This is a genomic window from Bacillus sp. FJAT-22090, assembly GCF_007676755.1.
Classification (GTDB): Bacteria; Bacillota; Bacilli; order Bacillales_A; family Planococcaceae; genus Psychrobacillus.
Genome location: NZ_VEBK01000018.1, coordinates 15,313 through 29,115, shown reverse-complemented (window position 1 = coordinate 29,115; position 13,803 = coordinate 15,313). Strand labels below are relative to the sequence as shown.

Here is a 13,803-nt window from a genome sequence, read left to right as displayed (position 1 = left end):
TTTCGATTAGTCACACAAAACGTTCATCAAAATTATTTAAAAATGGGCTAATACATCATTCCAGGGATCTAAACGTTTTTCTTTCCAGTGCCAGGAACCCGAGTAATATTCCAACCAATCTAGTTGTTTTTGTAGTTTGTTCAAGATTGATTTTAAAACTTGTTTGTGTATCTGGTACCGTTCACAAAAATACCGGTGTTAATACTTTGTCGAGAAAAACTTGACACATACGGGAAACGTTTTTATATGTATTTTTCGTATGAGTGTGATAAACTTGACATATACTAAAAAAAGACTGAGCGTCGGCTAAACGCTCAGTCAAAGCAACTAACATACCGCTTTAAGAGCGGTTGACCACGTTGTTAGAGTGTTTCTAAAAAAGTAACTACCCTGCACTTTTGGCGAGCGGAGGGGGTTACTTTTTTCTATTGGTGTATAAAGCAATCATGGCAACAACTGCTGTTGCCGTTGTTACTAGGAATACACCAAATTGAAATAGCATATTCATTGCTTCGTAAGTCACCATATATAACACCCCCTTTCTCAAGGGAGTGCCAACCGCCCATCCGCTATATGTAGCTGCTCTAATAAGTTTACCATTTTCAGAAACAATAATCGACAGAAAGTGACAGCCCCTATTTTAATCTGGGGTACTAGGTTCTAAAAAAATCCGACAATATAGTTTAAAAAAGCTGATTGTGAGGATGAAGAAAGTCTCTTGATCGAGAAATCGATTAAGGGGCTTTTCTTTTTGTATCCATTCTAAAAAATTCGAAATTTTAATTTTAAGCCCATTTTTACATTTAAAATTGAATTTTGGATATACTTTTGGCCACCAAAATAACATTGTTCGATTTTAGGGACATTTTACTTCTTGTAATGATTCTTTTAAGCTAGAAGAAAAGGAAGTGATTTGTTTGGTAGAACAAGTGATGAGTGTTGGATTGGAAGGGATGAAAGGGCATCGAGTTGTTATTGAGGCAAATGTGCGAGATGAAAAAGAAGCATGTATTATCATTGGGTTGCCAGATGCTCCGATGAAGGAGTCGAAGGAACGTATATTGAGTTGTTTACATACACTTGGGATCGATGTGTCGATGAAAAAGATTACCATTCATCTATCCCCAGCAGATAAACGCAAAACGGGCACAGGCCATGATTGTGCAATGCTTATTGCTGTGTTACAAAAAACAATGCTTGAATCAATTCCAGTTGGTAAAAATACATGTTTTTTATCTGGACTTTCTCTAACCGGAAATCTTGTTCCATTCCACGGATTGATACCCGCTATTCAACAGGCGGTTTTACTTGGGTTCGAGCGAATTATTTTGCCACCTATTGATATTGGATTTTTGGAAAAAATAGATGCTGTTGAATTTGTGCCTATTCACACCGTTACAGAGTTGATAAACTATCTATGTGGGCAACAAGTATTGGATTTGCCAAAAGAGGTGTTCATTTTGTCAAATGACTATCCCAAGCAAGAAACCTCGGATATATATACAGACTTTGCAAGTATTCGTGGACATAGAGAAGTAAAACGAGCGCTGGAAATAGCAGCAGCTGGCAGTCACCATGTATTATTAAATGGTCCGCCTGGTTGCGGTAAAACAATGCTCGCAGATGCTTTTCAAACGATTTTACCAGATTTATCGAATAGTGAAATGTTAGAAACCTATGGAATCTATCATCTCGCGAAAGAAAGTCGGGGATTTTCCAAAAGACCCCCTTACCGCCATCCACATCACTCCGCGTCTGCAGTTTCCCTCGTCGGTGGAGGAACATTTCCAAAACCCGGAGAGATTTCGCTTGCTCATAAAGGGGTATTATTTTTAGATGAGTTAGGTGAGTTTTCTAGAAAAGCATTAGATATGTTGCGGCAGCCGATGGAAACGGGAGAAGTTACCATCAATCGAGTAAGGCAATCTGTTACATATCCCTCTTCTTTTACATTAATTGCTGCGACCAATCCATGTCCTTGTGGCTATTACGGATCGAACGAGCGCTATTGTACCTGTACGTCACTCCAAGTGAAAGCTTACCAATTAAAAGCTTCTGGACCTCTCCTAGATCGAATCGATATTATGATGACTTTACAAAGTGTTGGACTTACGGAATCCGGAATGGAGGAAACTTCAGAGGTGATTCGAAAACGTGTGGAACAAGCAAGATGGATGCAAAAAGAGCGGTATACAGAAGGTGGATTGAATGGAAATGTACCGTTTGCTCTTCTACTGAAAACATCTATGATAACTGATGAAAAAATGGGAAAGTTACAGACCATCTGTTTTGAAGAGAAATGGAGCAACCGGACACAAGCAAAACTTATTCGACTTTCTCGGACAATTGCAGATTTATCCGGCGAAACTAAAATAAGTGACAGCTCTATAGAAGAGGCTATAAAATGGAAACGAATAGCTAGCAGTATCCAAAATACAACCAATGAGAGAACACACAATGGTTAGAAGAAAAAGAAACTGGCATCCAAATGGCTTTTATCATATCATTATGCGTGGAAACAATCGCCAAAATATATTTAATGGGGAAAAAGACGTAAAGGAATACTATCGTAATTAAATTTTGTCTATGACAAATATCCCTTTGAAATAGCCGCCTTCTGTATTATGACAAATCATATCCACCTTTTACTACGATCACCTATCGTCCCTCTGGGGAAACTAATGACACCTATTAACAGAAGATATAGCGACTATTATCGCAAAAAAACATAATTACACAGGACAAATCTATGAAAACCGCTATTACTCGAAAGAAATCATCGATCCGATTGGATTACTAAACGTGAGTAGCTACATCCATCGCAATCCCATCGAAACAAAAAATCCAATGGTACAAGCTTTAGAGCACTATCCGTACTCGTCCTACCCATACTATTTTCACAACATAAAAAGCCCACACCCTTTTCTAAACCTACAACTACTACCTTCCCTAATGCTGGTGGGAGGAGAAAAGACAGCACAAGCATACGCAAAATATTGTATGGAGTGTGAAGAAACAGCAAAATTCAACAAACCATAATTGGACCATAAAGTATTGTCAAAAACACGTATATCTAGTGGAATACAAAAAGTCCTGTAGACATCACTCCACAGGGCTTACTTTATTTATATATAAAAAGAAAAGCCCCCCAATCGATTTCTCGATAAAGAGACTTTTCTCATTCTGGCAATCTAGCCTTCTCAAACTATATTATCAGAATTGTATTAGGTCGAGTAGGTTGGGTCCTCTCACATTTAAGATTGGACTCCTTCCCCTCACAGAACCGTGCTGGCGCTATTACGCACACGGCTCTTCCAGTTATTATTTACTGAATATAGCTAATCTCTTTTCTCAAATCATAAATATTCACTTTTACCGTTGGTATGGGGAGTGGATTTTTATTCAGAAACAGTTGAAACTTCTCCCAATTGAAGGATTTCTTTTGGCTCCGTTTGTTCAACCATTTAAAGAGAAGTCTACGAATTTTATCCTTGAAATTACTCACATGGGGTGTATTGTCCGTAATGCAGTAATAGTTGTAGTATCCTTTGAGCGAACGAATGAATCTATCCATAATAATCTGCGTACTTTCATGTCTATTTGCTCTTAACCATTCCTTGCTTTGTTTTAGCTTTGCTTGGAACTTCTTTCTGCTAGTTTTACGCTTCACTCGGAATTGTCCACTTTGACTTTTACCGCAGTAATGAGTAAATCCCAAGAAGTCGAACGTGGGAGGTTTTCCTTTGCCTACTTTCTTTGAGTTAGCCTCTGCAAATTTTCCGAAAGGAATGATTTTAGTTTTATCTTCAGCTATTTCAAGATTAAATTCCTTCAACCTTTCTTTTAGTTCTAGATAAAACCTATCTGCATCACTTCTTAGCTGGAAACAACAGACAAAATCATCCGCATATCTTACGATATAGGCTTGTCCTTTACATTCTTTGCGGATTTTCTTTTCAAACCACAAGTCAAGAACATAATGGAGATAAATATTCGCTAGAATTGGAGAAACTACGTTACCCTGTGGAGTCCCGGTCTCTGTTTTGAACTTCTTTCCTTCTTCCATGTACCCTCCCTTTAGGAATCTACCAATTATTCTTAGTAGATTTGGGTCATTAATACGGTGATTTAGGAACTTCATCATCCATTTGTGGTCAACGTTATCAAAGAAGCCTTTAATGTCTGCGTCTACTACATAATTGACATATTTATGTTCTATGTAGTGGTTCAGCACTTTCAGTGCATCATGACAGTTTCGCTTCGGTCTGAATCCAAATGAGCAGTCAAGGAAGTCATTTTCGTAGATGGCATTTAGAATTTTAGTTATTGCCTTCTGAACAATCTTATCTTCATGTTCTGGGATGCCTAATGGTCTTTTCTTGTCTGAACCTACCTTTGGAATATACATTCTTTTTACCGGGACTGGTCGATAACTTTTCTGTTTCAACCTACCTATTAAGTCTCGAATATTTTCTTCTAGACTTTCTTGATATTGCTCTTTGGTTGTTCCATTGATTCCCGTTGCCTTCTTGTTAGGCAGTTCATGATGGCATCGTATTAATGATTCTTCATTTAATAAATGCACTAGGGATGTGAACTTCATTTTTGGTTGGGATTTAGCTAACTCCGCTATCCTCGTTAGTTTTGTTTCCATTTAATATTTCTACCTCCGTGTGTAGTAAATGTTTCCCTATTGAGGGCAATAACTGGTGAGAGCCTTTCCTCCATCGGCATTACCCAACTTCATCGGTACTACGCTCTCATCCGACTTCCTAACAGGCGTTTGGTTTCCTCACTTTGTATCGCTTGTACGCCATACTCTTCAGAAAAAAAATGAAAAGACCCATTAGGATCTCCCGAGTTGCCGTAACATATCAATGTCTAACGTGCCATGGTCACCGACTCCGGAGAGGCTTCTATTATCTTGCCTTATCGATAATAGAAATTTTGCTTTCTGCACAGGTTAACGCATCAGCCCTCTCAAATTGGGTATTTCGGAGCTCAATCCCTTCAGCCTTTGGCTTACGGCCCATCATCTAACTGTCTACGCTTAAAGATAGAAGTTACCCCCTATCCTCCAAGACTCGCTACGAGTGACTGGCTAGTTCTTGCTCGACGGGATTCACACCCGTTATATGTTACGACCTAGGCTCGGTCGCTCAACCTGGTACCCCAGATTAAGTAGCTACATCCATCGCAATCCCATCGAAACAAAAAATCCAATGGTACAAGCTTTAGAGCACTATCCGTACTCGTCCTACCCATACTATTTTCACAACATAAACAGCCCACACCCTTTTCTAAGCCTGCAACTTCTACCTTCCCTAATGCCGGGGGGAGGAGAGAAGACAGCACAAGCATACGCAAAATATTGTATGGAGTGTGAAGAAGCAACAAAATTTAACAAAACATAATTGGACCATAAAGTATTGTCAAAAACGCGTATATCTAGTGGAATACAAAAAGTCCTGTAGACATCACTCCACAGGGCTTACTTTATTTATATATAAAAAGAAAAGCCCCCCAATCGATTTCTCGATCAAGAGACTTTCCTCATTCTTACAACCTAGCTTTCTCAAACCATATTGTCAGAACTGTTTTAGAACCTGGTACCCCAGATTTCTTCTTCATCCATGACCTGTTTTAAACGTGTCCTATATGCCAAGAGACCATCTGGTGTAGAACTTAACTCTTCCCAGCTTGTGAATGCACCAAGTAAATATTCATCCTTCATGGCGATTTCCTCCAATTCTTTATCCCTTTGCGATGGTCGACAATACCGAGCAATAATAACCAACGAACTAATACATCATTCCAAGGATCTAATCGTTCTTCTTTCCCGTGTTGAAGCAACTTCGGTATCTCGATAAAATGGAACTCCATCATATCATCCATTCGAAACTTTTCCTCATCTTTATATAAATGATACGTTGTGTGAAATAAGTCTGTTTTCGAAAACAAATCGAAATTTAAAATATTTACGGTAATGGTTGCATTTAATTCAATGTAACTCATACTCTTGATAAGTTGATCGCTATATAGTTGTGACCAATCGATATAATATTGAACCAATTGTATAGTATATTGTTATTCCCATGGGTCAATTTCAATAAGCTTGTCTATTGCTTCTTTTGAAATACAATGTGTTTTTAATTTCCAATTTATATTTAAAAAGAAAAGTCCCCCAATCGATTTCTCGATCAAGAGACTTTCACCATCCGCACAATCTAGTTTTCTAAAACTAAATTATCAGAATGCTTCATTACTTCGTACGCCAGATTAATTTTAAATCTAATACTTAAAGTTATTTAGAAATAGTTGTTCCACCAGTTTTTGCCTTAAGTACTAGGTTATCTTGGTTAGTAATACCTTGCACGTCAACAATAACATGAGAGTTTGTTACATTAAAGAAGCTAGCTGGAAGAGTAGTATTACCTACAGGTTTCACATCAACAACTTTAACCGTACGTCCATTAACACTATCCACAGTTAATTCCGCTTTATTAGCACCATGTTGAATAGTAATAGTTGCTTTTTTAACATCTTTAATATCATTATTAGGTAATGCGTTAAAGTTAGTGAAGTCAAATACAAGTGTATCTCCTAAACCAATTCTACCATCAGCACCAGTACCAGGGTTTACAGTTGTACCAGCGTTTACTACTGCATTAAGTGCACTTACTAACGCAGCTTGATTAGCAGTTGTTACCACTGTTTGTTGTAATGTGTTAATTACTGGTTTAGCTCCATTAGTTGAATCCTTGAATACCACATCTTTAGCAGCAGTAATCTCATTAGTTAAGCCTGTTTCATCTACCGATGTTCCAGCATTAGTATCTTGAGCTACACGGGCAGCTTCTAGGTTTCCTAGAACTGTAACCAATTGTGAATAAGTTGTGTCGATATCTTTTAGTAAGTCGGATGCTGCTTTAACATCAGCAGTTGCTTTAGCAAAGTCAACAGAATTTAAAAGATGTAATTGAGCTTTTGCTTCATCAGCTGGTGTAACTACTGCTCCAGTTACAAGTGTACTACCATCTAAAGTTGCATCATTAGGTGTCAGACCAGCAGCAATACGTTTCGCCACTAATGTAACTGTTGCAGGAGTTGTTGCAGTAACTAAACCATTTTTTACATTTGAAACAGATAGTTTAGCTGCATCTGCTAGATTTTTATAATCAGAACCGGCTGCAATACCATATGTTTTAGTTAATGAGTCTGATAAAGTTTTTAAGTTCTCAATAGCAACTGCATTATTATTATAGAATGCTTTTTCTCCCGCTGTAGCTGAAGGAGCATCTTTAGCGGCAATAATTTTATCATATAAATTAGTTACAACAGCTGTTTGAACATCAGAAACTAATTTACCGCCAGTAACAACTGTAGTTGCAGGGTCAGCTGATTTCGTAGCTAAAGTAGCAGCATCGATATTAGCTGTCTGAGCTACAGTTGTTAAAGCAGCTTTAGCTTGCTCAGCTTGTGAAACTAGTGCTGCCAATGAAGAAGTAGGATTTTGTGAACCTGCAACTCCACCATCAATTAATCTAGCTGAAGCAAGTTCATATTTACCAACATAAAGTGTTAACTCATCTACTACTTCACCTTTTGAAATTGTTCCAGTTGGAGCAACTTGAACGATTGTAAATTCTTGAGTACCGTTCGCTAAGCTACGTACGTCTACAGCAAATGTCCCATCAGAATTAGCAACAGATTTACCTAGGATTTGTGATCTGCTAGTGTCGTTTTTAGCGAATACATATACAGTATACCCTGGGTTTGCTTTACCTTTTGCAGTGTAAGTAGAACCTTCATGAGTAATTTTTCCGTTAGCAACGCCAGAAACTACTTCATTTGAGTTATCAGTGATGTTGAATGTAGAAATACCTTTTGCAACATAGTTCACTGTAATTTTATCTTTATGAGAAACAGCGTTAGCGAATGCAGATTCATCTGCGCCTCTGCCCTCGATGTAGAATAAGCTATTAGTTTGAACTTTAAATGCTCTTTGCAATTGATTGCTGAATAAGATTTTGTTTGTTTTATCGTAAGAATCTTTATTAGCATCAATAGTCAATTTGTACTCGTTATCAGAAGCTTCTGGATAGAAAGTAGTTGTAGATAATTCTTCAGTACCAGCTGAGTATTTAACAGTTGGTTTTACTTCATCATATCCACCGTTGTTAGTGATAACAAAGTCTAAAACTCCATCAATACCAACGTTTACTGTAGCTTCTTTTCCAGACCATTTTACTAATTCAGCGCTAGAAATTTGAGTTGAACCCGTATTGTTTAATTTAATAGTTACTTCACCAGTGAATGGTGTACCATCAGTATTAGTCATTTTTACTGAGTATGCACGTGAAGTACTAGCTAGTACATTTAAATCAGCTTTTTTAGCTTCAACAAATGCATCATTAGGAGTGCTGTTTACTTGATACTTAATTTTTGTTGCTTCGCCTTTGTAGTATAAAGTATATTCTACATCTTCAGTGAAACCAGTTGTTTGTAATGTAACTGTTTTCCCTTCTAATTTAGCAGATTGAACTGTTACATCGTTACCCTTTGTAGCAACAAATACGAAGTGGTTAGCTGCAACTGAATCTGGAACTTTTGATAATTCAACTACTACTTTAGAATCATCACCTTTAACTGCAGACACAGAAAGTGGTGTTAATGGTAGAGCTGCTGCTACGTCAGAAGCACTTTTTTCAAGTTCTTTTTTCCAATGGAATGTAGCATCTTTAAGATTTAAAAGTGCAGTTGCTTTTGCTAATTGTTCAGCAGCTTCTGCGATTTTTCCATCTTTTGTTAAAGCTGATGCTTTGTCTAAATGCATTTTAACTGTTACGTCATTTGCATATTCACGTACAGATTTTTCGATTGGTGCTTTGTATAATCTAAGAATTTCAGTACGAGTTGATTCACCATATACACGGTAGTTAAGAATTGTTTGTTTACGGAATTCTTCAGTTACCACGTGATAAGCTTTTTCAACTGCATCTAAATCACCTGATGCAACTGCTGCATTGAATGTAGCGTTTTTATCAATGATTTTGTTACCAGAAGTAATTGCATCAATGTATGCCATAGCACGGCTGATTTGAGTTTTCACATCTACTAATTTAGCTTGTGCACTTAGTTTGTCTGCTGCTGCAAGTCCAGAAATTGCTTTTTCTGCTGCTGCTAATGCTTTTTTAGCTGCATTGTATTCTGCAGTTGGAATTGTTTTGTAATCAGCAGTACCTTCTTGTGAGATAGCCCATTTTAATACTGTACCTGCATTTTGTGCGTCTGTTACTACTTGGTTTACATTTGATGCTGCGTCAGCTTGGTGTGCTGGTGCTGCTGCAACGAATGCTGAAGCTGCTACTGCAGTTGAAGCTGCAATTTTGATAGCTTTTTTCTTCATAAACTTGTGATCTCCCTTCGCTTGTGTGTTGCAATTTTTGTAGTGTGTAACGCCGGTCGCTTGATAGCGTCCAATATCATCACCCTAACTAATATATGAGTATACAAAACTCTTATGCTAAAATCAACTAAAAACCTAAAAGATTACCAGTTAATTTTTGAGGATGATGTTTTGAAAGCACCAAGGACTCTATTACATATTCCATATTACAGGAATATTACTTTTCGTGCCACCTTTTTTTCTGAATAATTATTACTATTTTTAGAATGATAGATTTGCCGTATTTATTTTTTCGTTAAAATTGATTTTCTCTTATAATTTTCTATTAATTTAGATGTACAGAGTATTTTTGTTTATTAAATTAATTTTTTTTTATTTTCTTGTTGTTAATGCGTGCATTTTTTAAAATTTATGTTATGATGTACAGTATAGAAGGTTACTTATAGATGTGTAACGCCGTAAACTTGTTTGTACATTCATTAGTGTGCAGCCTTCTACTTCCTTCGTTTTATCGCTCAAGAAAAGAAGCATCTGAACATCGGATGCTTCTTTTCTTATTTTAACGCCTTCTGCTTAAGCAGAAGGCGTTTTTTCTATTTGCGCCGCAAACACAAGCCCTCCGACTAGCCCTGCGTTGTCCCCTAGTGCTGGTAAAACAATTGTATCATCGAGGTTAGCGAGTGCTTGATAGTATGCGTAGCCGTTTAGCTGTGCCTTTATATGTTGTTTTATTTTCGGGAGAAGCTGGGGTTGCTTCATGACTCCACCACCGATGATGATGCGGTCGGGTGCGTGGGCTAGCATCATTTGGTAGACTCCCTGTGCGATATAGTTTGCTTCTATCTCCCATGCTGGATGGTCTGCTGGGAGATTTTTTGCGTTCGCGTTCCATCTCTTTTCGATTGCTGGGCCGGATGCTAATCCCTCGAAGCAGTCGGTGTGGAATGGACAGTTGCTTGGTGCTGTGTCATCCGTTGTTCTTTTGATCCAGACATGGCCCATTTCAGGATGTTGAGCATTGGGCAGGAATTGTTTGTTTACGACTACACCACCACCGATTCCTGTTCCTATTGTAATGTATAAGACTGTACGGTCTTGTTTACCGCTACCGTGTACTGCTTCCCCTAGTGCTGCTACGTTGACGTCGCTTTGCAGTTCGATGGGGATTTTTAAGTTATCTTTTAGCGTTTTTAGAAACGGAAAGAAGCGCCATGCTAGTTTTGGAGTGTCTAGTATGGTGCCGTATAGCTCACTGTTTCTATCGACATTTACTGGTCCAAAAGCGCCGATTCCAATTGCTTTTACTCGATTCTCTATGAAGAAGTTGGTGAGCTGCTGCATGTTTTCTGTCGGTGTTGTTGTTGGGAATTGTGCTTGTTTTATTATATTGCCGTGTTCGTCACCGATTGCGCAGTTCATTTTTGTACCACCAGCTTCGATGGATCCTAGCATTTGAATACCTCCCTTTTAATTGAGTAGAAAAGTTGTATATTATAGATAAATTGACTCATCGTTGATTTTGTTAAACCTTTTTGCCATATTAAGCTTTGATTACCACGTAAACAAAACTTAATATTATTTTTCATTACCAATAATGACATATATTGTGCGTAATGGTCCATGTACGCCGACTACTAGATAGCTTTCGATGTCGGCAGAGTTGCTTGGACCGGTTATATAATTTACACAGGAGGGGATAGGTTTTCCTTGTTTTACTCGTTCATGTAGGTCTCGCATGCTTTCTCTTAGGCGTGGGACAATTACTTCTACCGGGATGAGTACAATATGGACTTCAGGGAGAAGGCTGACGGACCTTCCTTTGTTATTTTCGTTAAGGAGCACTACTGTGCCGGATTCTGCTAGTGCTTGGTCGCAGTAGGTGATACCATATTTTGCTTGTTCGGCGTTTGGGATGTTTTGACTGCCTAAGCTTGGGTTCCATTTGGTTGTGTTTTCGTTGAGCCAGGTTTCTAGTGTATCGGTTGCTCCATTTATGGATGATAGTATTTCATTTGCTGGAGTTCCTTCTATTAAACTATTTAATGTGTTTATTAGATCCGATGAGGTTGTTTCGATGATTTCTGCTCGGATTAGTTTGGCCGATTCAATAAACACTTGTTTTAGAGAATTCGTTTCGATTGCAGAGTATACATTGGAGACGGGAAGTTCGATTTGTTTTCTTTCTAGTTTGTTCATTTGCCTTCCTCTCTTTCTTTCATCCAGTCACGGAAACGGCTTTGTTTTGGTGTTGGGAAGTCTCGGCTGTTCGTCCATTCTTTTAGGAGTCCTGGGCCGTTTGAGATCGTTTGTTTGTTTTTTAATAGCATTTTGAGACTGACTGCTGCCATTTTGGAGCCACCTGTATATACGGCGTTGGTGGATGCACCGAAGCCAAATGCTTTCATCACGAGACGTTCACTGATTGGTGCTTTTCCTTCTGTTTCTACGATTTTTTGGCGATGTTTTAATAATAGATTGTGTAAAGGTATTTTCACTGGACAGACGTCTGTGCAAGCTCCGCAAAGCGTGGATGCGTATGGTAAGTCTTTATGTTCTTCGTAACCATCGAGTAGTGGTGTAAGTACTGCTCCAACCGGGCCCGGGTAAATAGAGCCGTAAGAGTGACCTCCGATATGTCGGTAAACTGGGCAGACGTTTAAACAAGCCCCACAGCGGATGCATTGTAGAATTTCTTGAAAGTCTGTACCGAGTATTTTCGAGCGTCCATTGTCTACGATCACGACGTGTAATTCCTCTGGTCCATCTACTTCCTCTTGCTTTTTTGGTCCAGTGAGTAACGTGAGATAGCTTGTGAGGCGCTGCCCGACGGATGCTCTCGTGAGAAGGCTGACCATCACGTCTAAGTCTTCGAATGTCGGTACGAGCCGCTCCATTCCCATTACGGTAATTTGAGTTTTAGGGATGGTTGTGACTAAGCGGGCATTTCCTTCATTTGTAACGAGACAAATAGTACCACTTTCGGCCACTCCGAAGTTACACCCTGTGATACCTACTTCCGCTTCTAGAAACTTTTTTCTTAATGTGTAGCGTGCGTGTTTGGCGAGTTCGTCTGGATCGGCGGATTTCGTGTAGCCGAGTTTTTCGACGAAGACATCTCGGATTTGTTCTTTCTTTTTATGTAATGCGGGTACGACGATATGTGACGGTGGGTCGTGATCATCGATTTGCAGAATGTATTCTCCTAGGTCTGTTTCGACTACCTCGCAGCCTATTGCTTCAAGTGCTTGGTTTAGGCTGATTTCTTCGGTGACCATCGATTTGGATTTAACGATTTTCTTGGCGTTCTTTTTTTGTACGACCTGTTGAATGTATTGTGTAGCTTCTTTATCGTCTTTTGCGAAGAAGACATGACCACCGCTTTTTGTTACTTGCTTGCTGAATTGCTCTAAGTAGTGTGCGAGGTTATCTATTGTGTGTTTGCGGATTTCTTGTCCAGCTTCTCTCCATTTTTCCCATTCGCCGAGTTGTTCGGTTGCGAGGTTTCTTCGTGCACCAAGACCGTCTTGTGCGCCGGAGACGGCTTTTCGCATGAAATCATTTTGGAGTTCGGATTCTAGACGTTTTTTGAATGGTCCTTGTTTTATTTTGATGGACATTGTTATTCCTCCATTCCTCGATTTAATACTTCGGCAATGTGAAGCACTTGGACGGGTTGGTTTTCTCGTGATAGTCGACCACCTATATTCATAAGGCAGCCACAGTCTGCTCCTATTAAGTAATCGACGTCTTCGTTCATGATGTTGGTTACTTTTTCTTTTACCATTTCTGCAGAGATATCCCCCATTTTGACGGAGAATGTGCCCCCGAAGCCGCAGCATTGTTCCTGTCCTTTTAGTGGTTTTATTTCTAAGTTCTCGACGTTGTTTAGAAGTGTTTTTGGCTCTTCTTTTGCTTTAAGTAGTCGAGTCATATGGCAGGATGTGTGGAATACGGCTTTTCCTGATAGTGATGTGTCTACTTTCGTGACGCCGAGCACATGGACGATGAATTGGGTGAGTTCGTAAGTTTTGTCTGCTACTTGTTTAGCGATTGTGTGCCATTTGGGATCATCTTGGAAAATATGTTCATATTCTTTTAGCATGAGTGCGCATGAGCCGGATGGTGTGACGATGTATTCGGCGTGTTGGAACGTTTCGAGTAAGTGTTTCATCGCTGGTTTTGCTTCTTGTACATAGCCGCTGTTGTAGGCAGGTTGGCCACAACAGATTTGGCCGGTTGGATAGTCAATTTCGCAGCCTAGTTTTTCTAGTAGCTCCACGGTGGCGATGCCGACGTTTGGCTGGAATAGGTCGACTAGGCATGTGGAGAATAGGGTTACGCGCATGTTCTTTCATCCTTTCTGAAAAAAGTCGCTTCTGGTTGGAAGCGACTTT

10 protein-coding genes and 1 pseudogene are annotated in these 13,803 nt (G+C 39.2%); 2 read left to right on the top strand and 9 right to left on the bottom strand.

The features are described 5' to 3' along the window. Positions 1-415 precede the first annotated feature (415 nt). Positions 416-526: a putative holin-like toxin gene (locus FS486_RS20335; RefSeq protein WP_260858146.1), complete on the bottom strand. Its 111-nt coding sequence runs from the start codon at positions 524-526 to the stop codon at positions 416-418. Positions 527-896: 370 nt separating this feature from the next. Between FS486_RS20335 and FS486_RS17575 the strand changes: the two are divergent. Continuing rightward, positions 897-2,465: pseudogene (locus tag FS486_RS17575) on the top strand (YifB family Mg chelatase-like AAA ATPase); the annotation flags it as partial. A gap of 159 nt (positions 2,466-2,624) precedes the next feature. Then, positions 2,625-2,732, top strand: coding sequence for a hypothetical protein (locus tag FS486_RS20730; protein ID WP_144513352.1), 108 nt, complete (start codon positions 2,625-2,627; stop codon positions 2,730-2,732). Positions 2,733-3,325: 593 nt separating this feature from the next. On the opposite strand, the gene ltrA is transcribed toward FS486_RS20730, so the two are convergent. From ltrA to FS486_RS17530, 8 genes are all read right to left on the bottom strand, one after another. Next, entirely contained in the window at positions 3,326-4,654 is a 1,329-nt protein-coding gene (ltrA, locus tag FS486_RS17565; protein ID WP_144513350.1) for a group II intron reverse transcriptase/maturase, read from the bottom strand. 945 nt (positions 4,655-5,599) lie between these two features. Continuing rightward, a complete protein-coding gene (locus FS486_RS20510; protein WP_260858145.1) occupies positions 5,600-5,734 on the bottom strand; it encodes a hypothetical protein in 135 nt (44 codons plus the stop codon). Continuing rightward, a complete protein-coding gene (locus FS486_RS17555) occupies positions 5,731-6,072 on the bottom strand; it encodes an Rpn family recombination-promoting nuclease/putative transposase (protein WP_186321503.1) in 342 nt (113 codons plus the stop codon). The genes FS486_RS20510 and FS486_RS17555 overlap by 4 nt, the downstream gene beginning before the upstream one ends. A 232-nt stretch (positions 6,073-6,304) precedes the next feature. Continuing rightward, complete coding sequence (locus tag FS486_RS17550; RefSeq protein ID WP_144513347.1) at positions 6,305-9,409, bottom strand: hypothetical protein; 3,105 nt, start codon at positions 9,407-9,409, stop codon at positions 6,305-6,307. 573 nt (positions 9,410-9,982) lie between these two features. Beyond that, positions 9,983-10,861, bottom strand: coding sequence for an ROK family protein (locus tag FS486_RS17545; RefSeq protein ID WP_144513346.1), 879 nt, complete (start codon positions 10,859-10,861; stop codon positions 9,983-9,985). A 123-nt stretch (positions 10,862-10,984) separates the two neighbouring features. Continuing rightward, the gene (locus FS486_RS17540; protein WP_144513344.1) at positions 10,985-11,605 is read right to left on the bottom strand and encodes a LutC/YkgG family protein; all 621 of its coding nucleotides are present in this window, start codon (positions 11,603-11,605) and stop codon (positions 10,985-10,987) included. Next, complete coding sequence (locus FS486_RS17535; RefSeq protein WP_144513342.1) at positions 11,602-13,026, bottom strand: LutB/LldF family L-lactate oxidation iron-sulfur protein; 1,425 nt, start codon at positions 13,024-13,026, stop codon at positions 11,602-11,604. The genes FS486_RS17540 and FS486_RS17535 overlap by 4 nt, the downstream gene beginning before the upstream one ends. Positions 13,027-13,028: 2 nt before the next feature. Continuing rightward, on the bottom strand, positions 13,029-13,754 hold the full coding sequence (locus tag FS486_RS17530) for a (Fe-S)-binding protein (protein WP_144513340.1): 726 nt from the start codon (positions 13,752-13,754) through the stop codon (positions 13,029-13,031). Between the last annotated feature and the right edge of the window lie 49 nt (positions 13,755-13,803).

Excerpts from the sequence above, each read along its gene's own strand:
- FS486_RS20335 (WP_260858146.1), bottom strand. The coding sequence starts at position 526 with ATGGTGACTTACGAAGCAATGAATATGCTATTTCAATTTGGTGTATTC.
- FS486_RS20730 (WP_144513352.1), top strand. The coding sequence starts at position 2,625 with ATGACAAATCATATCCACCTTTTACTACGATCACCTATCGTCCCTCTG.
- ltrA (WP_144513350.1), bottom strand. The coding sequence starts at position 4,654 with ATGGAAACAAAACTAACGAGGATAGCGGAGTTAGCTAAATCCCAACCA.
- FS486_RS20510 (WP_260858145.1), bottom strand. The coding sequence starts at position 5,734 with ATGAAGGATGAATATTTACTTGGTGCATTCACAAGCTGGGAAGAGTTA.
- FS486_RS17550 (WP_144513347.1), bottom strand. The coding sequence starts at position 9,409 with ATGAAGAAAAAAGCTATCAAAATTGCAGCTTCAACTGCAGTAGCAGCT.
- FS486_RS17545 (WP_144513346.1), bottom strand. The coding sequence starts at position 10,861 with ATGCTAGGATCCATCGAAGCTGGTGGTACAAAAATGAACTGCGCAATC.
- FS486_RS17540 (WP_144513344.1), bottom strand. The coding sequence starts at position 11,605 with ATGAACAAACTAGAAAGAAAACAAATCGAACTTCCCGTCTCCAATGTA.
- FS486_RS17535 (WP_144513342.1), bottom strand. The coding sequence starts at position 13,026 with ATGTCCATCAAAATAAAACAAGGACCATTCAAAAAACGTCTAGAATCC.
- FS486_RS17530 (WP_144513340.1), bottom strand. The coding sequence starts at position 13,754 with ATGCGCGTAACCCTATTCTCCACATGCCTAGTCGACCTATTCCAGCCA.